Origin of the sequence: Bradyrhizobium sp. ERR14, from assembly GCF_014198235.1 — a bacterium.
Lineage (GTDB): Bacteria > Pseudomonadota > Alphaproteobacteria > Rhizobiales > Xanthobacteraceae > Bradyrhizobium.
Map to the genome: position 1 here is coordinate 47,409 of NZ_JACIHD010000016.1, position 22,415 is coordinate 69,823.

At 66.0% G+C, this 22,415-nt stretch carries 17 protein-coding genes; 9 read left to right on the forward strand and 8 right to left on the reverse strand.

The genetic code is table 11. The features are described from left to right. The first annotated feature begins 79 nt into the window (after window positions 1–79). The 6 genes from GGD62_RS30685 (at window position 80) to GGD62_RS30710 (ending at window position 6,775) form a co-directional block, all read left to right on the forward strand. Window positions 80–955, forward strand: coding sequence for a folate-binding protein YgfZ (locus GGD62_RS30685; protein ID WP_018323376.1), 876 nt, complete (start codon window positions 80–82; stop codon window positions 953–955). Next, window positions 952–1,578, forward strand: coding sequence for a DNA-3-methyladenine glycosylase I (locus GGD62_RS30690; protein WP_183711890.1), 627 nt, complete (start codon window positions 952–954; stop codon window positions 1,576–1,578). The genes GGD62_RS30685 and GGD62_RS30690 overlap by 4 nt, the downstream gene beginning before the upstream one ends. Continuing rightward, window positions 1,575–2,189, forward strand: coding sequence for a YfbR-like 5'-deoxynucleotidase (locus tag GGD62_RS30695; protein WP_018323374.1), 615 nt, complete (start codon window positions 1,575–1,577; stop codon window positions 2,187–2,189). Before GGD62_RS30690 ends, GGD62_RS30695 begins: the two co-directional genes overlap by 4 nt. Window positions 2,190–2,320: 131 nt before the next feature. Beyond that, window positions 2,321–2,827, forward strand: coding sequence for a tyrosine phosphatase family protein (locus GGD62_RS30700; RefSeq protein ID WP_018323373.1), 507 nt, complete (start codon window positions 2,321–2,323; stop codon window positions 2,825–2,827). 226 nt (window positions 2,828–3,053) lie between these two features. Continuing rightward, window positions 3,054–4,022, forward strand: a complete 969-nt coding sequence (locus GGD62_RS30705; RefSeq protein ID WP_177237510.1) for an NrtR DNA-binding winged helix domain-containing protein — start codon at window positions 3,054–3,056, stop codon at window positions 4,020–4,022. Window positions 4,023–4,072: 50 nt separating this feature from the next. Then, window positions 4,073–6,775, forward strand: coding sequence for a DUF2339 domain-containing protein (locus GGD62_RS30710; RefSeq protein ID WP_183711891.1), 2,703 nt, complete (start codon window positions 4,073–4,075; stop codon window positions 6,773–6,775). Window positions 6,776–6,778: 3 nt separating this feature from the next. Here the strand turns inward: GGD62_RS30710 and GGD62_RS30715 are convergent, their stop codons facing one another. The 7 genes from GGD62_RS30715 to GGD62_RS30745 form a co-directional block, all read right to left on the reverse strand. After that, window positions 6,779–8,467 carry a methyl-accepting chemotaxis protein gene (locus GGD62_RS30715; protein ID WP_183711892.1) on the reverse strand — a complete coding sequence of 563 codons (1,689 nt, stop codon included), beginning with the start codon at window positions 8,465–8,467 and terminating at the stop codon, window positions 6,779–6,781. 279 nt (window positions 8,468–8,746) lie between these two features. Continuing rightward, the gene (locus GGD62_RS30720; protein WP_183711894.1) at window positions 8,747–10,717 is read right to left on the reverse strand and encodes a methyl-accepting chemotaxis protein; all 1,971 of its coding nucleotides are present in this window, start codon (window positions 10,715–10,717) and stop codon (window positions 8,747–8,749) included. Window positions 10,718–10,913: 196 nt separating this feature from the next. After that, window positions 10,914–12,650: a methyl-accepting chemotaxis protein gene (locus tag GGD62_RS30725; RefSeq protein WP_183711896.1), complete on the reverse strand. Its 1,737-nt coding sequence runs from the start codon at window positions 12,648–12,650 to the stop codon at window positions 10,914–10,916. Window positions 12,651–12,828: 178 nt separating this feature from the next. Next, on the reverse strand, window positions 12,829–13,083 hold the full coding sequence (locus GGD62_RS30730; protein ID WP_018323367.1) for a DUF6894 family protein: 255 nt from the start codon (window positions 13,081–13,083) through the stop codon (window positions 12,829–12,831). A 164-nt stretch (window positions 13,084–13,247) separates the two neighbouring features. Next, on the reverse strand, window positions 13,248–13,835 hold the full coding sequence (locus tag GGD62_RS30735; RefSeq protein ID WP_018323366.1) for a hypothetical protein: 588 nt from the start codon (window positions 13,833–13,835) through the stop codon (window positions 13,248–13,250). Window positions 13,836–13,948: 113 nt separating this feature from the next. Then, complete coding sequence (locus GGD62_RS30740) at window positions 13,949–14,935, reverse strand: MDR family oxidoreductase (protein ID WP_183711898.1); 987 nt, start codon at window positions 14,933–14,935, stop codon at window positions 13,949–13,951. Window positions 14,936–14,976: 41 nt separating this feature from the next. Next, window positions 14,977–16,230 carry an MFS transporter gene (locus GGD62_RS30745; RefSeq protein ID WP_092262434.1) on the reverse strand — a complete coding sequence of 418 codons (1,254 nt, stop codon included), beginning with the start codon at window positions 16,228–16,230 and terminating at the stop codon, window positions 14,977–14,979. A 341-nt stretch (window positions 16,231–16,571) separates the two neighbouring features. Between GGD62_RS30745 and nadA the strand changes: the two genes are divergently transcribed. The 3 genes from nadA to nadC all read left to right on the forward strand — a co-directional run bounded on the left by nadA (window position 16,572) and on the right by nadC (window position 20,374). Then, window positions 16,572–17,678, forward strand: coding sequence for a quinolinate synthase NadA (gene nadA / locus GGD62_RS30750; protein WP_183711900.1), 1,107 nt, complete (start codon window positions 16,572–16,574; stop codon window positions 17,676–17,678). Between the two features lie 207 nt (window positions 17,679–17,885). After that, window positions 17,886–19,484: an L-aspartate oxidase gene (locus tag GGD62_RS30755; RefSeq protein ID WP_183711902.1), complete on the forward strand. Its 1,599-nt coding sequence runs from the start codon at window positions 17,886–17,888 to the stop codon at window positions 19,482–19,484. Window positions 19,485–19,495: 11 nt separating this feature from the next. Beyond that, window positions 19,496–20,374, forward strand: coding sequence for a carboxylating nicotinate-nucleotide diphosphorylase (gene nadC / locus GGD62_RS30760; protein WP_183711904.1), 879 nt, complete (start codon window positions 19,496–19,498; stop codon window positions 20,372–20,374). Window positions 20,375–20,553: 179 nt separating this feature from the next. On the opposite strand, the gene GGD62_RS30765 is transcribed toward nadC, so the two are convergent. Continuing rightward, window positions 20,554–22,002: a cell wall hydrolase gene (locus GGD62_RS30765; RefSeq protein WP_183711906.1), complete on the reverse strand. Its 1,449-nt coding sequence runs from the start codon at window positions 22,000–22,002 to the stop codon at window positions 20,554–20,556. Window positions 22,003–22,415: the final 413 nt, after the last annotated feature.

The window sequence follows — 22,415 nt, forward strand, 5'->3', positions numbered from 1 at the left end:
CAAGCGCAGGGCTCGAGGTCTTGTCGTTTATGCCTCGCGGGCTTACGTTCCGGAGCAACATGTCGCAAGAGATTTTCGCATGAAATCAGCGTTTCTTCCCGACCGGGGCGTGGTCAAGGTCGCGGGCGAGGATGCGCGCAACTTCCTCAACGGCCTGGTCACGACCGACCTCGACAGGCTGAAGCCGGGGCTGGGGCGATTCGGCGCGCTGCTGACGCCGCAGGGCAAGATCATCGTGGATTTCCTGATCACGGAAGTCCCCGCGGGTCACGGCGGCGGGTTCCTGATCGACTGCCCCAAAGCGCTGGCCGAGAGCTTCGCCACCAAGCTGAAATTCTACAAGCTGCGCGCCAAGGTCACGGTGGAAAACCTTGATCTCGGCGTGCTCGCCGCCTGGGACGGCCAGCCTGCGGCGCAGCCGGACCTCGCCTTCGCTGATCCTCGCAACGAAGCGCTCGGCACCCGCATCCTGATCCCTGAGGATCTCAAACAGAAACTCTCCGACCTCATCGGGGCCGAGCTAGTCGACGCCGCCGAATACGAGGCGCACCGCATCGCGCTCGGCGTGCCGCGGGGCGGGCTTGATTTCATGTACAGCGATGCGTTTCCGCACGAGACCAACATGGACCGTCTTGCCGGCGTCGACTTCGACAAGGGCTGCTATGTCGGCCAGGAGGTCGTCTCGCGCATGCAGCATCGCGGCACCGCGCGTACCCGCAGCGTGAAGGTGCTGCTCGATGGTCCCTCGCCCGAGGCCGGCGCGACCATTCTTGCCGGCGACAAGCCGGTCGGCACCATCGGCTCGACATCCGGCGGCAAGGGCATTGCGCTGGTGCGCATCGACCGTGTCGCAGACGCGCTCGATGCCGGCCAGCCCCTCACCGCAGGCGGCCTCGTCTTGAAGCTTGCGGAACCGGACGTCGTTCGCATTCCAGCCAAGCAACCCATCGCATGAGCCGCGCTCCCCGCCTGCATACCGACGGAAAGACCCGCTGCCCCTGGCCGGGCGATGACCCGTTCTATGTTGCCTATCACGACACCGAATGGGGCGTGCCGGAGTATGACGACCGCGCACTGTACGAAAAGCTGATCCTCGACGGCTTCCAGGCCGGCCTGTCCTGGATCACGATCCTGCGCAAGCGCGACAATTTCCGCAAAGCCTTCGACGATTTCCAGCCGGAGAAGATCGCGCGCTACAATGCCAAGAAGGTGCACGCGCTGATGAACGATGCCGGCATCGTGCGCAACCGCGCCAAGATCGACGGCACGATCGCGAGCGCGAGATCGTATCTCGACATCATGGAGAAGGGTCCCGGCTTCTCGAAACTGCTGTGGGACTTCATGGACGGACGGCCCAAGGTCAATCATTTCAAGACCACCGCGAGCGTGCCGGCCTCGACGCCACTGTCGGTGCAAATCTCGAAGGATCTGTCCTCGCGCGGCTTCAAATTCGTCGGCCCGACCATCGTCTATGCCTTCATGCAGGCGACCGGCATGGTCAACGACCACCTCGTCGACTGCCACTGTCACGCCAACTGCAGCAAGACGCAGCGCAAGCCGCGCCTCAAGGTCAAATGACGGCGAAGAAGACTGCACGCGACGTGGCGTCCCGCGCCTGGCAGCGCATGCTGTCGGGACGGCGGCTCGATCTGCTCGATCCCTCCCCGCTCGACGTCGAGATCGCCGACATCGCGCATGGGCTGGCGCGCGTCGCGCGCTGGAACGGGCAGACCGTTGGCACGCACATCTTCTCGGTCGCGCAGCACACGCTGCTGGTGGAGACCGTGATGCGGCACGAGATGCCGCGGGTCGACCAGCGCATGCGGCTCGCAGCGCTGCTGCATGATGCGCCCGAATATGTCATCGGCGACATGATCTCTCCGTTCAAGGCGGTGCTCGACGGCCATTACAAGGCGGTGGAGAAACGCCTGCTCGGCGCCATCCATGTCCGCTTCGGCCTGCCGCCGGTGCTGCCCGAGGAGGTCACGCTGGCGATCAAGGCCGCCGATCGCGGGGCGGCCTATCTGGAAGCGACCGAGCTTGCCGGCTTCAGCGAAAGCGAGGCGCGGCGCCTGTTCGGCAAGGATCCCGGCCTCTCCGACAGCGTCCGGCGCGACTATCTGACGCCGTGGACGGCGGCCCGGGCCGAGAAGCAGTTTCTGGAGCGGTTTGGCGCGGTGTTCGCGTAGGTGCCGTAGGGTGGGCAAAGGTGCACTTGCGCCGTGCCCACGTCCTTTCGCGTTTGCGACAAAGGTGGTGGGCACGCTCCGCTTTGCCCACCCTACGGCACCGGCTATACTCGGCGGCAAAAAGGTCCCCCATGATCCACGTCTGTTCCCTCGCCGCGCTTCCCGAAACCGTCCGCCTTACCAGGGCCAGCCACGTGCTGACTGTGATGGCCAATGTCGAGCAGGTGGCACGGCCGGTGTCCGTGCTGCCCGCCAACCATCTCAAGGTCTCGATGGACGACATCACCGAGGAGATGGACGGTTTCGTCGCACCGTCCGAGACCCATATCGATCAGGTGCTGAACTTCGTCCGCGGCTGGGACCGCAGTGCGCCGCTGGTGGTGCATTGCTATGCCGGCATCAGCCGCTCCACCGCGAGCGCGTTTGCGGCGGTGTGCGCGCTCAATCCGAACCGCGACGAGCTCGAGATCGCCAGGAAGATCCGCTCGGCTTCGCCGATCGCCTCGCCGAACCGGCGCATCGTCGGCCTTGCCGATCGTGCGCTGGGACGCGACGGCCGCATGCTGCGCGCGCTCGACGAGATCGGCCCCGGCGCGATGATGGTCGAGGGCCGCCCCTTCGTGATCGAGCTCGAATGACAGCTGCGCGCCACATCGCAGGTGCGCCCCGTCTCCCGCTTGCGGGAGAGGGTTGGGGTGGGGGTATATCCGCAAGCGAGGACTCCCGTGGGGAGAGAGCCCCCACCCGCCGCGCTCTTGGAGCGCGTCGACCTCCCCCGCAAGCGGGAGAGGTGCAGCGAGTTCGTAGAGAGGCCGGCTCAATCAATCGGCATATTTTTCTCTCACCGCCCGCGATATCAGCCGCATGAGCGAGACGCTGCTGACGCCGATCGAGATCGGCCTGACCGCGGCGATCGTCGCGATCGAGGGGCATGAGCCGCTGATCCTCACCGCGCGCGGCAATGACGGGCTTGCCGGCCTGCCGTTCGGCCCGTTCGACGCGCTCGCGCATCGCACCTTCGACATCGGCCTGCGCGCCTGGGTCGAGGAACAGGCGGGCTTGCGGCTCGGCTATGTCGAGCAGCTCTACACCTTCGGCGATCGCGGCCGCCATGCCGAGGCTGGCGACACCGGCGCGCATATGGTGTCGATCGGCTATCTCGCATTGACGCGCGCGGTGGACGGCGAGCTTGCAGCCAATGCGGCGAGCTTCGCGCCATGGTATCGCTTCTTCCCGTGGGAAGACCGGCGCGAGGAGCCGCCGGCGATCATCGCCCGCGACATCATTCCCGCGCTGACCGAATGGGCCGCGGAGGAGACGCCGGAGACGACGCGCGCGCTGCCGCGCAGGGATCGCGTGCGGTTCTATTTCGGCCTCGACGGGGCGGCCTGGGACGAGGAGCGGGTGCTCGACCGCTACGAGCTCTTGTACGAGGCCGGGCTGGTCGAGGAGGCGCGGCGCGACGGCCGCCCTGCGGCATTAGCGCGCAAGACGCTTCCCCCGCTCGGGACCTCGATGCAGTTCGATCACCGCCGGATTCTCGCCACGGCGATCGCGCGGCTGCGTGCAAAACTGAAGTATCGTCCTGTCGTCTTTGAACTTTTGCCGCCCGAATTCACACTTACCGAACTGCAGCATACGGTCGAGGCAATCTCCGGCCGGCACCTGCACAAGCAGAATTTCCGCCGCCTGGTCGAAATGGAAGCCTTGGTCGAACCGACCGGGGTGATGTCGACACAGACGGGCGGACGGCCGGCGGCGCTCTATCGCTTCCGGCGCGACGTGCTCCAGGAGCGGCCCGCGCCGGGCTTGCGCGTGCGCTCCCGGCGTTGACCCGACATACTATGTGACCGGCCCCTGCCCGCCGGTCGCCTGGAGGCTTTATGTTCGACGGCCCGTTTGACGTCTTTGCGTGGATCATTGCGATCGCCGCCTTCCTGATCGCGATCAAGGCCTCCAGCCAGGCGGCCGAGCTGCGCCGGCGACTGAATTCGCTCGAAGAGATGTTCTACGCGCAACGGCAGGTGCAGCCGCCGCCGCTCATGCCCGCGCAGGAGCCGGCGCCTGCGCCCGCAACAACGGCCGCCGAGCCGCCGCCGCTTGCGCCCGAAGCCGAACCGGCGCCGCCGCCACTCGTCACCGAAGAGCTTTCACCGCCGCCGCTCGAAGCGAGCCCCGCGGCTGCCGCACCACCTCCAGTGCCGACAGCTGCGCCCGGCTTCGAGGAGCAGCTCGGCACCCGCTGGGTGGTGTGGATCGGCGGCCTGGCACTGGCGCTCGGCGGCTTCTTCATGGTGCGCTATTCGATCGAGGCTGGTCTGCTCGGCCCCGGCGTGCGCGTGTTCCTGGGCGGCATGTTCGCAGCTGCGCTGCTCGGGGCCGGCGAGTGGTCGCGGCGCAAGGAAAGCATTTCCAACATCCAGGCGCTGCCGATCGCCAATATCCCGGCGATCCTCACCGCAGCAGGTACCGCGGTGGCGTTTGCGACCATCTATGCCGCCTATGCGCTCTACGGCTTCCTCGTGCCCGCCACCGCCTTCGTGTTGCTCGGCATCGTGGCCATGTGCACGCTTGCCGCGGCGCTGCTGCACGGGCCGGCGCTGGCCGGCCTCGGCGTGGTCGGCGCCTTCGTGACGCCGCTGCTCGTCTCCAGCGGCAAGCCGGATTATTGGGCCCTCTACATCTATCTCGCCATCGTCACCGCCGCGAGCTTCGGCCTCGCGCGCATCCGGCTGTGGCGCTGGCTGGCGGTCACGACGATCGCCTTTGCCGTGCTCTGGATCTTCCCGGGTCTGGATACCGAAGAGTTGCAGGTCGCGCCGCACGCCTTCCATGTCATCGCAGGCTTCGTGCTCGCCGCGCTGCTCGTCGTCTGCGGCTTCATGTTCGGCCCCAGCATCGAGGACGGCGAGATCGAGCCGGTCTCATCGAGCTCGCTCGGCGCCTACCTGTTCGGCGCCATGCTGATCGTGCTGTCGAGCGCACATGCGGATCTGGCGCTGATCGCGTTCACGCTTCTCGTCGGCGCGACGCTTCTCGTCGCCTGGCGTGCGCCGGCGGCGACCGGCGCGCTCGGTGCGGCCGCAGCGACCGTCTTCATCGTGTTCGCCGAATGGGCGGTGCGCGCCAATCCCGACATGCTGGTGCTGCCGGGCGGCCCCATCGCAGGTGTTGGACCGGCCGCGATCGACAGCTCGGTGACGCTGCATCTGGTGATGGCCGCGATCTTCGCCGTCGGCTTCGGCGTTGCGGGCTTCCTCGCGCAGGGCCGCTCCAACTCTGCAATCATTCCCGTGGTATGGTCGGCCGCAGCCGTCGCCACGCCGATCGCGATCCTCATCGCGCTCTACGCCCGCATCGCCCATCTCGACCGCTCGATCCCGTTCGCGATCCTCGCGGTGCTGCTCGCCGCCGCCTTTGGTGCTGCGACCGAAGCGCTTACACGGCGCGAAACCCGGCCGGGCGTCGCCGTCTCCACCGCCCTGTTCGCGACCGGCACGCTCGGGGCGCTGGCGCTGGCGTTGACCTTCGCGCTGGAGAAGGGCTGGCTCACAATTGCGCTGGCGCTGATGTCGCTCGGCACCGCCTGGATCTCGATGCAGCGGCCAATCCCGTTCCTGCGCTGGCTCGCCGCCATCTTCGCCGGCATCGTCACCGCGCGCATCGGCTACGATCCGCGCATCGTCGGCGATGCCGTCGGCACCACGCCGATCTTCAACTGGCTGCTCTGGGGCTATGGCCTGCCGGCGGCCTCGTTCTGGGCCGCGAGCATCTTCCTGCGCCGCCGCGCCGACGATCCGCCGCTGCGCATGGTCGAGACTGCGGCGATCCTGTTCACCGCGCTGCTCGCCTTCATGGAGATCCGGCACTTTGCGACCAATGGCCGGATGACCTCGCCGCCGTCGCTGCTCGAATTCGCGCTACAGGTCTGCGTCACGCTGGCGATGGCGATCGGGCTGGAGCGCTTGCGGCTGCGCAGCCGCAGCATCGTGCACAATGTCGGCGCGGTGGTGCTGACGGCGATCGGCGGGCTCATCAGCGTGTTCGGCCTCCTGATCCTGGAGAACCCGCTGATCTGGCGCATCGACGTCGGCGGCGCCGTGTTCAACCTGCTGCTGCTCGGCTATGCGCTGCCGGCCGTGCTGATGCTGCTGCTGTCCTACGCAGTGGTCGGGATGCGCGGCAAGGTCTACGCCAACACGATTGCGGGCGGCGCGCTGGTGTTCGCGCTCGCCTATGTCACGCTGGAGATCCGCCGCTTCTATCACGGCCCGATCCTCTCCACCGGCGCGACGACGGGCGCCGAACAATACACCTACTCGATCGGCTGGCTCGCCTTCGGCGTGGCGTTGCTGGGGGTCGGCATTCTCGTCAACTCGGAGCGCGCACGGCTGGCCTCGGCTGCCGTCATCGCGCTGACGATCCTGAAGGCCTTCGTCATCGACATGTCGACGCTGACCGGCGTCTACCGCGCGCTGTCGTTCATGTGCCTCGGCGTCGTGCTGGTCGCGATCGGCTGGCTGTACCAGCGCATCCTGTTCCGGCGGCAGGTCGCACCGCCGCCGGCCCCGCAGGCGAGCGCGTAAAGATCAGGCCGCGCGGACCGATTCCAGGAACTGCGCGACCTCGACCTTCAGGCGGGTGCTGTCGGTCGCCAGCGATTTCGCCGCCGAGAGCACTTCGCCCGAGGCCGAGCCGGTGTCGATCGCGCCGCGCTGCACGTCGGTGATGTTGGACGAGACTTCCTGCGTGCCGAGCGCGGCCTGCTGGACGTTGCGCGAAATCTCCTGCGTCGCGGCGCCCTGCTCCTCGACGGCGGCGGCGATGGCCGAGGACACCTCGGACAACCGCTCGATGGTGCCGCCGATCTCCTGGATGGCGCTGACGGATTCCTGCGTCGCGGACTGAATGCCTGCAACCTGCGCCCCGATCTCGCCGGTCGCTTTCGCGGTCTGCTCGGCCAATGCCTTGACCTCGGAGGCGACGACGGCAAAGCCGCGACCGGCTTCGCCGGCGCGCGCCGCTTCGATGGTCGCATTCAGCGCCAGGAGGTTGGTCTGGCCGGCGATGGTGTTGATGAGCTCGACGACGTCGCCGATGCGGGAGGCCGCCTGCGACAGCGCGTTGACGCGATCGTTGGTCCGCGCCGCCTGCTCGACGGCTTCCGCGGCCATCCGCGCCGAATCCTGCACGCGGCGGCTGATCTCGGTGATCGAGGACGACAGCTCCTCCGAGGCGGACGCCACCGCCTGGACGTTGGTGGAAGCTTCCTCGGACGCTGCCGCAACGACGGTTGCGAGTTGCTGGCCGCGCTGCGCCGTGCCGCTCAGCGTGGCCGCGGAGGCCTCAAGCTCGGTCGAGGCCGAAGACACGGTCTCGACGACCTCGCCGATCATGGCCTCGAAATTGCGCGTGATGGCATCGACGCGGCGACCACGTTCGATCTTGGCTTCGGCGTCGCGTGCGGCCGCCTCATCGGCGGCTTTCTTGGCAACCAGTGCTTCCTTGAAGATCTGGAGCGCATCCGCCATCGAGCCGATCTCGGTCTTCTCGCCGCGATGCGGCACTTCGGCCGAGAGGTCTCCTTCGCCGAGCGACTGCATCGGACGAATGATCGAGGCGATGCCGCGAGAGACGTCGCGCACGAGATAATAGGCGGCGCCGATCGCGATCACGACCGACAGCACGATGATGCCGACCAGGACGCGGAAGATCGTGGCGTAGCTGTCGGCCGCCTGCTTGGTCTCCAGCTCGGCGCCCTGGTTATTGAGCTCGATCCCCTTCTGAAGCAGGGGATCGGCGGCCTGGGCCATCTTGGCGACCTTGGTCTGCAACATCTCGTTGGCGTCGGTCGGGAAGCGGCCGACGCTCTTGCGCGACAGCGCCATCGTCTCCTGCACGCCGTTCAGATATTCGCCCCACGCCTTGCTCCATTGCTCATAGAGCGCGCGCTCTTCGGCGACCGTGATCAGCGGCTCGTAGACCTTGCGTGTCTTCTCGATGCGCTCACGCAAGCCGGCCAGCCGCTTCTCGGCGGCTTCCTTGCCTTCGGCGGTGTCCTGCATCAGGTGCAAACGGAGCGCGACGCGCAGCTCGTTGATGTCGGCGCGCATGGACCCGAGCGCTCGCACGCTCGGCAGCCAGCTCTGTGCAATCTCGACCGTGTGAGCGTTGATATTCTGCATGGTGCCGATCGCCGTCACGCCGACACCGGCGAGCGACAGAACGAGGACCGACAGCACGGTCAGAAGCTTGAAAACGATCGACAACTTCGACATCACACAAATCCCGATGATACCCTGGCAGCGCGCACGTCACCCGCGCCACAGGCGTCACGACGGACGGCCGGGCGAAGGTCAGTTCAACAATGCTGGCTGGTTCTTATCCCGTAAGATTGCGCCCCATAATTGCAAGCAGGCGTTAACAGGAGCCTACGTAAAACTACGGGTCGGTCTCGTCGGGCGTTATTTTCTCCGCAACCGTCTCGTGCTGCTGCACGGACACCTCGTGCTGCGACGCGAAACACGACGCACCACCACATGCACCGGACGACCGCCTCAGGCCGCCCGTACCGAGTCCAGAAAGCGCGCGACCTCGCTCTTCAGCCGGTTGCTCTCCTGCGACAGCGACTGCGCGGCCGAATGCACCTGCGCCGAGGCAGCCCCGGTCTCGCCGGAGCCGCGCTGGACGTCGGCGATGTTCGACGACACTGAGGAAGTGCCTTGCGCGGCGTGCTGGATGTTGCGGGAGATCTCCTGCGTGGCGGCACCCTGTTCCTCCACCGCAGCGGCAATGGTCGACGAGATCTCCGACATCTTCGCGATGGTGTCACCGATCTCCTTGATCGCGCCGACGGATTCGTCTGTCGCAGTCTGGATCGCACCGATGTGCTGACCGATCTCGCCGGTGGCTTTCGCGGTCTGCTCGGCAAGCGCCTTCACTTCGGTCGCGACCACCGCAAAACCCTTGCCGGCTTCGCCCGCCCGCGCCGCTTCGATCGTCGCGTTGAGTGCCAGGAGGTTGGTCTGCGCGGCGATGGTGTTGATCAGCTCGACCACGTCGCCGATGCGGGAAGCGGCCTTGGTCAGCTCGGCGACGCGCGCATTGGTGCGCTGGGCCTGCCCGACGGCGACGTCGGCGACACGCGCCGATTCCTGCACCTGGCGGCTGATCTCGGAGACCGAGGAGGTCAATTCCTCGCTCGCGGACGACACCGACTGCACGTTGGCGGACGCCTCCTCCGAGGCCGCCGCCACGGCGATGGCAAGCCCGTTGCCGCGCTCGGCGGCGTGGGTCAGCGTGTTCGACGACGCCTCGAGCTCGGTGGCCGCCGACGACACCGTCTCGATGATCTCGCCGACGGCGCCTTCGAACGTATCGGCGAGCCGTTGCATATCGAGCTTGCGCTGCTCTCGCCCACGCGCGTCCGCTTCGGCCTGCTCGGCGCGCAGCCGATCGGCTTCCGCCATGTTGGTCTTGAAGACCGCGACCGCGCCGGCCATCTCGCCGATCTCGTCGTTGCGGCCGACGCCGGGGATCACGACGGAGGTGTCACCGTTTGCCAGACCGGTCATCGACCGCACCATGGCGATCAGCGCGGTCGAGATCGAGCGGCCAGTGAAGAAGGACACGCTTCCCACCAGCAGGATGGAGCATCCGAGTGCGACCCACATCCACAGCTTGATCGAGGCCCGCATCGACTCTTCGGCGGCCTTCGCCGCGTCATATCGCTGACTGACGGTCTTTTCGATCTCGTCGAGCACGGGCTCGATGGTGCGGAATTCCTTGGACATCGCCGAGCCGTGCGCGGCCAGATCCTGCGCGCCGGCTACCCACGCCACGAAGTCGTCCTGGTATTTGGAGAGCTTCTTGCCGATATCGGCCTTGACGGCCGGCGGGATCGCCGAAGCCTCGATTTGCCCGGAGAATTCCGTCGCCGTCTTCTTCAGGGCGTCGAGGTATTTCGGGTCGCGGCGCAACATGAAATCTTTCTCGTGACGACGCATCGTCAGCATGCCGCTGGTGAGCCTCGGATCGTCGACGTCCTTGAGCTTGGTCTCGATGTCGTGCACCGCCGTGCGCAACGAGCCTGACAACCCGAGGGTCTCGTTCAATCCAAGCTTGACCTCGGCCCGTTCGACGGCCGCGAATTCGCTCACATATCTCTCGAACCCGGCGCGGACCAGTGACGCCTTTTCCCCGACTGCCGCGTACCCTGCCGCACGCGTCGCGCTGCCGAGACGATCAAGATTGTGGGTAATGTTGGAAGCAAGTTCGGCGTGACGCTTCGCATAGGACTGATCGCGGCGAAGCTGGAAATCCTTCTCGGCCCGGCGCGCTTCGAGCAATTGATGGGTGATCCGCTGGTTCAGATCGGACAGCCTGCGCGCCTCTTCGGCGGCGTTGCGAGACGTGTCCTGGGAGAGGCTGCCAATCTGGTAGATCGTGCCGAAGGCGACGAGCCCGATGAGGCCGAACAGTCCGATCGCCATGACCTTGTGAGTGAGGCGAATGGAAATGCCACTCATGAATGTGCTCCAACGATTGAGACGCAATACGCGAAGGACGACTCAGCATCCGGGAAATTGCGGCAATCATGACTGCGTCGCTTTTCCGGAAAGTTAACCCCGCGCGCCGAGGGTCGCGGCGTCGAATTACGAACGCGCGCAACCGCCGCGCGGTCACGCGGCGGTTGCAAGCAGATCTGCCGAGGAATGTCGCGGTTCAGGCGGCGCGCACGGTGCCGAGAAACTTGCCGACCTCGAGCTTGAGGCGGTTGCTGTCGCCGGACAGCGATTGCGCCGCCGCCAGTACCTGCGAGGATGCCGAGCCGGTTTCGCTCGCGCCGTGCTGCACGTCGGTGATGTTGGAGGAGACCTGGTGAGTGCCTTCTGCCGCTTGCTGCACGTTGCGGGAGATCTCCTGCGTCGCCGCGCCCTGCTCTTCGACGGCAGCCGCGATGGTCGAGGAAATCTCCGACAGCTTCTCGATGGTGTTGCTGATGTCCCTGATGGCGCCGACCGAATGCTCGGTCGCGGTCTGGATGCTGGCGATCTGCTGGCCGATCTCGCCGGTCGCTTTCGCAGTCTGCTCGGCGAGCGCCTTGACCTCGGAGGCGACGACGGCAAAGCCGCGGCCCGCCTCGCCGGCGCGCGCGGCCTCGATGGTCGCATTGAGCGCCAGGAGATTGGTCTGGCCGGCGATGGTGTTGATCAGCTCGACCACGTCGCCGATCCGCGCCGCCGCCTTCGACAATTCGCCGACGCGGTCGGTCGTGGTGCGGGCCTGGCTGACCGCTTCGCTGGCGACGCGCGCGGATTCCTGCACCTGGCGGCTGATCTCCGTGATCGACGACGACAGCTCTTCGGTCGCCGACGCCACCGACTGCACGTTGGTGGACGCCTCTTCGGAGGCGGCAGCAACCATGGTGGTGAGTTCCTGTCCGCGCGCCGCAGTCGACGTGAGCGTCGACGCAGACGCTTCCAGTTCAGTCGCGGCCGATGACACGGTATCGACGATCTCGCCGATCGCCGCCTCGAAGCCATCGGCCAGCCTGGACATCTCGGCCTTGCGTTGCACGGCTGCAGCCTGATCCTGCCTGATCTTGGCCTCGGCCTCCTCGCGCGCCTTCTGTTCGGACACGATCTTGAACTTCTCGACAGCCGCCGCGACACCGCCGACCTCGTCCTTGCGGCCGAGACCGGGCAGCACCACGGAAAAGTCGCCGCCGGCGAGCTTGTCCATGGCCACCGTGAGCGCGCGGATCGGCCGTGCGATGGTCAGGAACGACGTGAGCCAGGAGCCGAGGAGGACGAGCGCCGTGAAAGCGCCGATGACTATTGCGATATGCTCGCTGGACGCCATCTCCCGCGCGGAGGCCGCAATCTCCTCTTCGCTTCTGTGCCTGGCGACGTCGGCAATCTGATTGGCAGCCTGGTCTATTTCGCCTGCGATCGGCAACGTGACCTCGCGGGCGAGACGCGTCCCCTCATCGACGAGCTTGGCGAGGCGAGTAGCGGCATCCTCGCCCGTGAGAGCCACGGCGGCACCGCGCACGGATGCGAGCTGCTGAGCTCCCTTGAGGTAGTTCGCCGTGAGGACCTTGAGCTTCTCTATCCTCGCGCGGTTTTCCGGCACGTGCGAGAGCGTGAGCATTGCGTCGGCAAGCTTCACCAAATGACCGGCGCGTTCGACCAGCGCGTCGCGCGCCTTCTGCAGTTCATCTGAATTATTGGCGAGGCGGATGTCGCGTGCGGCGAGCTGCATGGCGCGCGCCGCGAGCTTGGATTCGACTGCCTCGCGTGCGAGCTCCTGCTGCTCGGACGCCGTCTGGCTGGACCGGCGCACGTTGCCGTTTCCGATCACCTGACCTGCTATCATCGCGAGGACCAGGAGGATGCCGACCGCCGATGAGATCGCCAGCTTGGTCCCAATCCGCAAATTCTGAACGAGGCTCAACATGGGCATGCTTCCCCTAGGGAATGCGCGGCCGAGTCATTGCCAGCCGCCCTCGGCGTTGATCGCCCTTGTCCAAAAAGTATGCGTTCACCATTCCAATTTGGTTAACGCGGCCTCCCGGCAAATACGGGATCGGTAGGAAAACCCCTTGAATTTCAGCACGGTATGCGCGCTTAACAGGTTAATCACACGCAGTGATAGGACCCGTTACGCTCTCACCGACGAGACTGATGCGGAAGACCGGCTTCTTGTCCTCGTCGAGCAGCTCCATGCACCATTCGGCGTTCGGCTTCAGGCTGCGCGCGATGCCGCCGAGCAGATTGGCGCAGACCTCGGTCATCTCGGTCCAGGCGGCTGTGCGATCGTCGAACTCGTACGGCTGGTCGGCGGCGCCGGAATAGCGACCGGTGCTGATGCGGAAAAAGTACAGCGACATCGTTGAACCCTTTTATCGGGCCGCGCCCCCCGGCCGTCCGCAAACTGGCGCGCGAACAGCTACCAACGCATGAAAGCCGCCGTCCGTATGACTACGGCGCGGCGGCTTGGCGTTCGATGAACGTCTTCAACGACAAAGTGCGCGGGCTATCCCGTGCAGCCGACTCACTGGGTGGAACGGCGCAGCTCCAGCGGGCCCTCGTTCCTGGCGGGCTCCGACTTCACCGGCTCGAGCCGGCTGCTCTCGACACGCGGCGTCTCCACGCGCGCGGCAACTTCGGTGTTGGACGCGCCGACGGAACCGGTGTGCTCTGTCCTGTGCAGCGAGCGCGGACGCGCCGCAGCGCGCGCCATCAGCATCTGGTTGCCGCCCTGGTGATGGAAGTCGCAATAGGCGAAGCCCATCCCCGATACCGAGCCGCGGAAGCTGCGATCGTCGGTCTTTTCCAGGTTGAAACAAGGCTCGAATGGAATGCCCTTGATCGAGGCGCAGACATTCTGGCCACGGATCTGGAGCGTATTGCCGGGCAGGCGGAGATGCTTGACCGGGCCAGCGCCGGAGAACTGCACCGCACCGGCGGCGCCGAGATCGTCCAGGATGCGGCCCGCGCCGCGGGTGCCGTCGAAACAGGTGAAGGCAAACACTTTGCCTGCCACGAAGCGACGCGCCTCGTCGGCGTTCATGCTTCCGGCAAGGGCCGGCGCAAACGTTGCTGCCGCCGTGACAGCCCCCAACACAATACGCGCAAGCATGCTCAACTCCGAACTAACCCCCGCGGCGGGCGATGCCTTATCTCTTTACCCGCTGCTTACCATACTAACCATGGCGACATTGAAGCAGCTTGGTTGGTAAAGTCTGAACGCCGTTAGACAATTTTTACCACGATGCGGCCGCGGACCTGGCCGGCCAGGATTTTTGCGCCCCACTCCGAAACCTGATCGAGGGAAATTTCATGAGTGATTTCAGATAGTTTAGTCCGATCAAGATCTGACGCCAGGCGCTGCCAGGCGGCTTTCCGCGGCTCGATCGGGCACATCACGGAATCGATGCCGAGAAGGCACACCCCGCGCAAAATGAAGGGCGCGACGGATGACGGCAGGTCCATGCCGGCGGCCAGGCCGCAGGCCGCGATGGCCCCGCCGTATTTCGTCATCGAGAGCAGATTCGCCAGCGTGGTCGAGCCGACGCTGTCGACGCCACCCGCCCAGCGCTCCTTTGCGATCGGCTTAGCCGGCGCCGACAATTCGTTGCGGTCGATGATTTCGGCTGCTCCGAGATGCTTCAGATAGTCGGCCTCCGAGGCGCGGCCGGTTGAAGCGATGACGTGGTAGCCGAGCTTCGAGAGCACGGCGGTGGCGATCGAGCCGACGCCGCCGGCAGCACCCGTCACCACCACAGGGCCGCTCTTCGGCGAGAGACCGTGCTTCTCCAGTGCCAGCACCGAGAGCATCGCAGTGAAGCCGGCGGTGCCGATTGCCATGGCATCGCGTGCCGACAGGCCTTGCGGCAAGGCGACCAGCCAGTCGCCCTTCACCCGTGCCAGCTCGGCATAGGCGCCGAGATGGGTCTCGCCCATGCCCCAGCCGGTGCAGACGACCTTGTCGCCCGCTTTCCATTGCGGATGCGAGGATTGCTCGACCGTGCCGGCGAAGTCGATGCCGGCGATCATCGGGAAGCGGCGCACCACCGGCGCCTTGCCGGTGAGCGCGAGGCCGTCCTTGTAGTTCAGCGTCGACCATTCCACGCGGACGGTGACGTCGCCGTCCATCAGCTCGGCTTCATCGAACTGCGTCAGCGCGGCGGTGGTGCCCTTGTCCGCCTTGTCGATCCGGATCGCCTTGAATGTGGCCACAGCTGAACTCCCTGACTGGTTTGACCGGGATGTTTAGCCGATCAGGCAGGCTGCGCAACCGCCCGAACGACAGGTTTCTCCACGATCGGAAGATTGATCAGCGCGGAAAGCACGCCGAACAGGATCGAGAGCCACCAGATCGGCGTATAGGAACCGAAGCGTTCGAAGACGATGCCCCCTAACCAGACGCCGAGGAAGCCGCCGACCTGATGGCTGACGAAGGCAAAGCCGTACAGCGTCGCAAGCCAGCGCGTGCCGAACATCAGCGCCACCAGCGCCGAGGTCGGGGGCACCGTGGACAGCCAGGTCAGGCCGGAGACCGCACCGAACGCGATCGCCGAGAACGGCGTGATCGGGAACGAAATGAAGGCGAGGGTTGCGAGCGCACGCGTGAAGTAGATGGCCGAGAGGATGTAGCGCTTGGGTAGCGAGTTCTGGAGATAGCCGACGCTGAGCGAGCCGATGATGTTGAACAGGCCGATCGCCGCGATCACCCAGCCTCCGGTTTGCGTCGAGATGCCGCGATCGACCAGGAAGGCCGGCAGATGCACGGTGATGAAGGCGAGCTGGAATCCGCAGGTGAAGAAGCCGAGCACCAGCAGCACATAGGAGCGGTGACCGAAGGCTTCGGCGAGCGCCCTGGTGATGGTCTGCTCATCCGCCGGCGTCGCACTGGCCGTAGTTGCAGCCGGCGGCGTCGAGAGCGCCAGTGACAGCGGGATGATCAGCAGCATCAGGAAGCCGAACACGGAGAGGGCCTGCTGCCAGCCGAAATTGTCGATCAACGCGACGCCGATCGGTGCGAACAGGAACTGCCCGAATGATCCCGCGGCCGTGCCGGCACCGAGCGCGAGGCCGCGCTTTTCGGCCGGCAGCAGCTTGGTGAATGCCGACAGCACCAGATTGAACGAGCAGCCGGCGAGTCCGAAGCCGACCATGACGCCGGCACCGATGTTGAGCGACAGCGGCGTCGAGGAATAGCGCATCAGCAGGAGGCCGCCGGCATAGAGCAGCGCCCCGACGCACATCACCCGGAACAGGCCGAAGCGATCGGCGACCGCGCCGGCGATGGGCTGACCCAGTCCCCACAGCAAATTCTGAAAGGCGATGGCGAGGCCAAACACGTCGCGGCCCCAGGAGAATTCATGGCTCATCGGCTGCACGAAGAAACCGAGCGCCGAGCGCGGGCCAAAGCCGAGCATGCCGATCGCGCAGCCGCACAAAATGATGACGGCGGGGGTACGCCAGCTGGAGGAACGTGAGGCCGGAGCGAGTTCGCCCACTGATGTCGACATGGTATTCCCCGTCTGTCATTGGCGGATTCGCAAAGAGGCGGCCGCGAATGCGTCATTTAATGCATTTGCATGAAAATCCCAAATCAAAAACGGTTGCATTCCACGAGGGGCTGCCGCGGGAGCATTGCGTTTCAATCTGGCCTCGCCAGACGCGTCGGACGACGACCTGACGAGATTGTGTGCGGCAAGACCTAGCCGTCCTCGGCAGAGCGTGCTATTTCTGATTTACTCATATTGAGCATATATGAGGATCGATGAAACCCGCTCCGGCCCCTCGGCCGGATTACTCAGGCCCTACATATACTCATATTGAGTATAAATGACATGCGAGGGAGGCTTTAATGCCGATCACTGAAATCTACGGTCCAGACGATTTTGCCAACCGGCCGCAGGGCCATCTCGCCTCCTCTCCCCGCCCCGCACCGGCTCCCACAGCGCGCGCGCTGCCGACGCCTTCGCTGGGATGGACGGCGGAGGTCGAACGCGCCACCGCCCCGCTCTATGAGCGCGTGAAGCACGTCATCCCCCCGATCGAGTGGCCGCTGATGGCGCCGACGATCAAGGCGATCAACGACCTGAAGAAAGCGCGGGGCGCGGTGATCCTCGCCCACAACTACCAGGCGCCGGAGATCTTCCACTGCGTCGCCGACATCGGTGGCGACTCGCTGCAGCTCGCGGTCGAGGCCACCAAGGTGGAGGCCAATGTCATCGTCCAGTGCGGCGTGCACTTCATGGCGGAGACCTCAAAACTGCTCAACCCGGACAAGACGGTGCTGATCCCGGATTCGCGCGCCGGCTGCTCGCTGGCCGCCAGCATCACCGGCGCCGACGTGCGCCTGCTCCGCGAAAAGTTTCCGGGCGTCCCTGTCGTCGCCTATGTCAACACCTCGGCGGAGGTGAAGGCCGAGGTCGACATCTGCTGCACCTCCTCGAACGCGGTGCAGGTGGTCGAGAGCCTGAACGCGCCAAGCGTGATCTTCCTGCCCGATCGCTATCTCGCCACTTACGTGGCCTCGAAGACCGACGTGAAGATCATCGCCTGGAAGGGCGCCTGCGAGGTGCACGAGCGCTTCAAGGGCGAAGAGCTGCGCGCCTTTCGCGAGGCCGATCCGTCCGTGCAGATCATCGCACATCCCGAATGTCCGCCGGACGTGCTGGCGGAAGCCGACTTCACCGGCTCGACCGCGCACATGATCAACTGGGTGCGCGAAAAGCGGCCGCGGCGGCTGGTGATGATCACGGAATGCTCGATGGCCGACAATGTGCGCGCCGAGCTGCCTGACGTCGAAATGCTGCGCCCCTGCAATCTCTGCCCGCACATGAAGCGCATCACGCTCGCCAACATTTTGGACAGCCTGCTGACGCTCCGCGAAGAGGTGACGATCGATCCCGCACTTGCGGATCGCGCAAGGCGCTCGGTCGAGCGGATGATCAATCTGAAGAATTAACAACACATGCAGCGTCACACACAGCTGTCGTCCCGGACAAGCGTAGCGCAGATCCGGGACCCCCGCGCGAGCGCTCGCGCTCGTCGCGCTGACCACAGGAAGATGTTTGGCGAAGAGAGGCAACGCGCAGCTTCGCACAACAACTTCCGCCGCGGCGTATGGGTCCCTGCGTTCGCAGGGACGACGGCAGAGTGAATGGAGAGAACAATGACCAACAACATTCACAACCTCACCCGCACCGACGATATCGTCATCGTCGGCGGCGGCCTTGCCGGACTATTCTGCGCGCTGAAGCTCGCGCCGCGGCCGGTGACGTTGATCTCGGCCGCGCCGCTCGGACAGGGCGCATCATCCGCATGGGCGCAAGGCGGCATCGCCGCGGCGGTGGCCGAGGGTGACACGCCCGAAGCCCACGCCGCCGACACCATCGCGGTCGGCGGCGGCCTCGTCGACGAGGCGGTTGCACTTGGGATCGCGCGCGAGGCCGCGCCGCGCATCCACGATCTCCTGACCTATGGCGTCCCCTTCGATCGCGATCTCGAAGGCAGGCTCGCCGTGGGACGCGAAGCGGCACATTCGGCCCGGCGCATCGTGCATGTGCGAGGCGACGGTGCCGGTGCCGCGATCATCGCGGCCTTGAGCGACGCGGTGCGCCGCACGCCGTCGATCCGTGTCATCGAAGGGCTCGTCGCCGAAGCCCTCTTGGCCGAGAACGGTGCCGTCGCCGGCCTTCAACTGCGCGAAGCCGGCAATCCCACGGCTCGACCGTTCCTGCTCGCTGCGCGCGCGGTGGTGCTTGCCACAGGCGGCATCGGACATCTCTACGCCGTCACGACCAATCCAATGGAAGCCAGCGGCTCCGGCCTCGCCATCGCCGCGCGTGCCGGTGCCGTGATCGCCGATCCGGAATTCGTGCAGTTCCACCCGACCGCCATCATGGTCGGCCGCGATCCCGCACCACTCGCGACCGAAGCACTGCGTGGTGAAGGGGCAACGCTGATCAACGGCAATGGCGAGCGCTTCATGCCAGCGCGTCACCCGCTCGCGGAGCTGGCGCCGCGCGACATCGTGGCCCGCGGCGTATTCGCCGAGATCGCGGCCGGTCGCGGCGCCTTCCTCGATGCGCGGCAGGCGCTGGGCGCGCGCTTCGCTGACAAATTTCCAACCGTGCATGCGAGCTGCATTGCCGCCGGTATCGATCCGGCCACGCAAGCCATCCCGATTGCGCCCGCCGCGCACTACCACATGGGCGGCATCGCCGTGGATGCGCGCGGCCGCAGCTCGATCGACGGACTCTGGGCCGGCGGCGAGGTGTCGTCGACCGGCGCGCACGGCGCCAACCGGCTCGCCTCGAACTCGCTGCTGGAGGCGGTGGTCTACGCCGCGCGCATCGCCGACGACATCGCCGGCCGCTCGATCCCCGCGCCCGACCGCCTCCCCGACGCATTGGTGACACCGCGCGGCGGCACGCCGGATGCTCTGGCCGGGAAGCGGCTGCGCGCGATGATGAGCGCCCATGTCGGCGTGATCCGCAAGGGCGACGGCCTCACCGAGGCCGTGCACCACTTCGCCGCGCTCGAACGCGAGGCAACCAGCCTCGCGCTGCGCAATATGGCGACGTCCGCCCTGCTCGTTGCCGCCTCGGCGTGGAGCCGGCGCGAGAGTCGCGGCGCGCATTTCCGCTCCGACCATCCCGCTGACGTCCCTGCGCAGGCGCGGCGAACGATGACGACACTCGCCGCGGTGCGCGAGATCGCGGAGAGCCTGAGTTCCCGGCCGCGCGTTGCGCAACCCATGATCGCCTGATGGAGTTTGCCATGATTACCCCCACCTCCCTGCTCTATCCCGACGCCTTTCTCTCGCCGCTTGCGATCGACGAAGCGGTGCAGCGCGCGCTCGACGAGGACCTCGGCCGCGCCGGCGACATCACCTCGCTGACGACGATCCCGGAAGCGACCAGGGCGCAAGCCATTCTGGTCGCGCGCCAGTCGGGCGTGATCGCGGGCCTGCCGCTGGCGCTGGCGACGTTGCAGAAGCTCTCACCCGACATCGACGTGCGTGCGCACGTCCGTGACGCCGCACGCGTTGTCCGCGGACAGCAGGTGCTGACGATCTCGGGGCCGGCGCGTGCCATTCTTACGGCGGAGCGGACCGCGCTGAATTTCGTCGGCCGCCTGTCGGGCGTCGCGACGCTCACGGCCGACTATGTCGCCCGCACCGAAGGCACGAAAATGCGCATCTGCTGCACGCGCAAGACCACGCCGGGGCTGCGCGCGCTGGAGAAGTACGCGGTGCGCTGCGGCGGCGGCTTCAACCACCGCTTCGGCCTCGACGATGCGATCCTGATCAAGGACAACCACATCGCGGTCGCCGGCGGCATCGGTGCGGTGCTGGAGCGCGCCCGCGCCCACGCCGGCCATCTCGTCAAGATCGAGATCGAGGTCGATACGCTGGCGCAATTGCGCGAGGTGCTCGATACCGGGATGGCCGACGCCGTGCTGCTCGACAACATGAACCTTGCGACGCTGCGCGAGGCGGTGCGGATCAACGAGGGTCGTCTCGAGCTGGAGGCGTCCGGCGGCATGACCCTGGACTCGATCGCGGCCATCGCGGCGACCGGCGTCGACTACGCTTCGGCGGGCGCGCTGACGCATTCGGCGCCGAACTTTGATTGCGCGCTGGATATTGAGATGTGAGATCACCGCTCTGAGCCCGGGGCTGGCTGCACCTCTCCCGCTTGCGGGGGGTCAGCGCGAAGCGCCGGGTGGGGGCTCTCTCCACACTGGGGTTCTCGCCTGTGGAAACACCCCCTCCCCGACCCTCCCCCGCGAGCGGGAGAGGGAGCGCACCTTCACTGCCGCGACGATTGATTGCCTCAGCGCCGCTCGCTCGCACCCATTTCCGCAGAACTCTTCGCTTCCTGCGCGAGCTCGGCCGACAGCGCGGCGGTCTGGGCCGGCGTGCCCCAACTCGGTTCCTCGCTGCCGTCGCCCCAGGCGCGTGGCCGATAGAAGGTGTGCACGCCGGTCTTGTACATCTTCTTCATCTCGGCGACCCAGGACGGGCGCACCCAGTAGGCATGATAGTGCGTGGACTTGCCCACCTCGGGCAGCCAGATCTGGCCGTCGAGCATCGCCTTCGCGATCTTCTTGGCGCGCTCCCACATCTCGGGCTCGCGGATCACGTCGGCATTGTTGTCGCAGGCGAAGGTGAACTGGCAGGCGAGATGGCGGTGCTTGTTCTGATAGACCGCTCCGCACACGGTGTCGGGATATTTTCCGGAGAACACGCGGTTCATCACGACTTGCGCGACGGCCATCTGGCCGCGAACGGCCTCGCCGCGCGACTCGAAATAGACCGCTTCCGCAAGGCACTTCTCGGATTTTGCCCGCGACTTGTCGTCGAGCGCGAGACGCTCCGCCGGCGATCTGGCGCGCTGGTTGTCGGCGTTGACCTCGCCTTTCGGCGCGACGCTCTCGCCGCTCTCGATATCCTTGGCGATGTCCACTGTGGGCGGCGATAGCGAGGCCGTCACCTTCATGTCGGGATCGGGCATCACGATCAGCGGCTCGGCGCCGGGTTGCCAGCTCTCGATGCTTTCGAGATTGCCGCCGAGCGAGGAACTGCCAAAGAAGAGATTGGAGGTCTTGACGCTGAAGGGATCCCGCACCGGCGTCGTCGGCGCAGTGGTCCGCTTCAGCGCCTCGAGCGGCTGCACCGCGAAAGCGCGCGCGGCGTCGCTGGCCCGCGGGGCATTAGTATATTGCGGCAGCGGTGGCGCGCGGAGCGCCTCCTGCAGCTCGGGATCGAGCGCGGCCGCGGATTCCGGCGACATCGCCTGCGGCAGCGCGGCAGTCTTGGCGCCGAACACCGAGCTGTTGGACGTCGCGGGATCTTGCTGCGCCGGCGCCGCAGCGGGCGCTTCGGGGGTCTCGGTCGGGGTCACGGTTGCGAGGCGATCACCCTTCATGGAGCGATCGACCTTGGGAAAGTCGGAAGCCTGGTAGCGCGGCGCAGCCTGCAGCGCCGGATTGCGGCTGATCGCGCCGGTGACGTCGCGGCCATCGAGGCTCGCCAGGCGAACCATCGCGCTCTGCGGAACCGAGGTGCCGATGGGGCGGGAAAAGCTGTAGGTGGCGAGCTGGATCGAGGACGCCGCGGAGAACACCTGCTTCTGCCAACGCTCGGCGACGCCGGGTTGGCGCGCCAGCAGAGAGGCAATATCCTGATAGCCGGTCTCTCTCGGCATCAATGCGAAGATGCAGAGACCGATGCCGAAGGACGCGAACCGCGCGCCCTTCGGATGGTTACGCAACACAGACATCGATACGCTCACGCTACGCTTACGCCAGAAAAATCGAAACGCAGTACATCCGTGCAATTCGATCTTTATCGTAAGTATCCAATTTAGGTTGCCGGGGCGTTAATCGGCGTTGCGCGTGCAGCACACTCAAGCGATTGCAGGTGTTTTCACGGGGTGATCGCGCACGGTGGTAAATGCGTCGTCACGCGAAGCGGTAAACAACCGGTCAACGCGAATGGTGAAGGAACTCTTGCTGGCGCGTATCATTACGGGACGCGCGCGTGGTTCCTAGTTGTCCGAGCTTCCACCTCGTCATTGCGAGGAGCTCTTGCGACGAAGCAATCCAGGCTGCCGCCGTGGAGAGATTCAGGATTGCTTCGCTGCGCTCGCAATGACGGGTTGGCGAGAGCATCGCGAAAACGAAAAAGAGGCGG

Bases quoted from the DNA above. Each gene is read 5' to 3' on its own strand.
- GGD62_RS30685 (WP_018323376.1), top strand. From the start codon at position 80: ATGAAATCAGCGTTTCTTCCCGACCGGGGCGTGGTCAAGGTCGCGGGC.
- GGD62_RS30690 (WP_183711890.1), top strand. From the start codon at position 952: ATGAGCCGCGCTCCCCGCCTGCATACCGACGGAAAGACCCGCTGCCCC.
- GGD62_RS30695 (WP_018323374.1), top strand. From the start codon at position 1,575: ATGACGGCGAAGAAGACTGCACGCGACGTGGCGTCCCGCGCCTGGCAG.
- GGD62_RS30700 (WP_018323373.1), top strand. From the start codon at position 2,321: ATGATCCACGTCTGTTCCCTCGCCGCGCTTCCCGAAACCGTCCGCCTT.
- GGD62_RS30705 (WP_177237510.1), top strand. From the start codon at position 3,054: ATGAGCGAGACGCTGCTGACGCCGATCGAGATCGGCCTGACCGCGGCG.
- GGD62_RS30710 (WP_183711891.1), top strand. From the start codon at position 4,073: ATGTTCGACGGCCCGTTTGACGTCTTTGCGTGGATCATTGCGATCGCC.
- GGD62_RS30715 (WP_183711892.1), bottom strand. From the start codon at position 8,467: ATGTCGAAGTTGTCGATCGTTTTCAAGCTTCTGACCGTGCTGTCGGTC.
- GGD62_RS30720 (WP_183711894.1), bottom strand. From the start codon at position 10,717: ATGAGTGGCATTTCCATTCGCCTCACTCACAAGGTCATGGCGATCGGA.
- GGD62_RS30725 (WP_183711896.1), bottom strand. From the start codon at position 12,650: ATGTTGAGCCTCGTTCAGAATTTGCGGATTGGGACCAAGCTGGCGATC.
- GGD62_RS30730 (WP_018323367.1), bottom strand. From the start codon at position 13,083: ATGTCGCTGTACTTTTTCCGCATCAGCACCGGTCGCTATTCCGGCGCC.
- GGD62_RS30735 (WP_018323366.1), bottom strand. From the start codon at position 13,835: ATGCTTGCGCGTATTGTGTTGGGGGCTGTCACGGCGGCAGCAACGTTT.
- GGD62_RS30745 (WP_092262434.1), bottom strand. From the start codon at position 16,230: ATGTCGACATCAGTGGGCGAACTCGCTCCGGCCTCACGTTCCTCCAGC.
- nadA (WP_183711900.1), top strand. From the start codon at position 16,572: ATGCCGATCACTGAAATCTACGGTCCAGACGATTTTGCCAACCGGCCG.
- GGD62_RS30755 (WP_183711902.1), top strand. From the start codon at position 17,886: ATGACCAACAACATTCACAACCTCACCCGCACCGACGATATCGTCATC.
- nadC (WP_183711904.1), top strand. From the start codon at position 19,496: ATGATTACCCCCACCTCCCTGCTCTATCCCGACGCCTTTCTCTCGCCG.
- GGD62_RS30765 (WP_183711906.1), bottom strand. From the start codon at position 22,002: ATGTCTGTGTTGCGTAACCATCCGAAGGGCGCGCGGTTCGCGTCCTTC.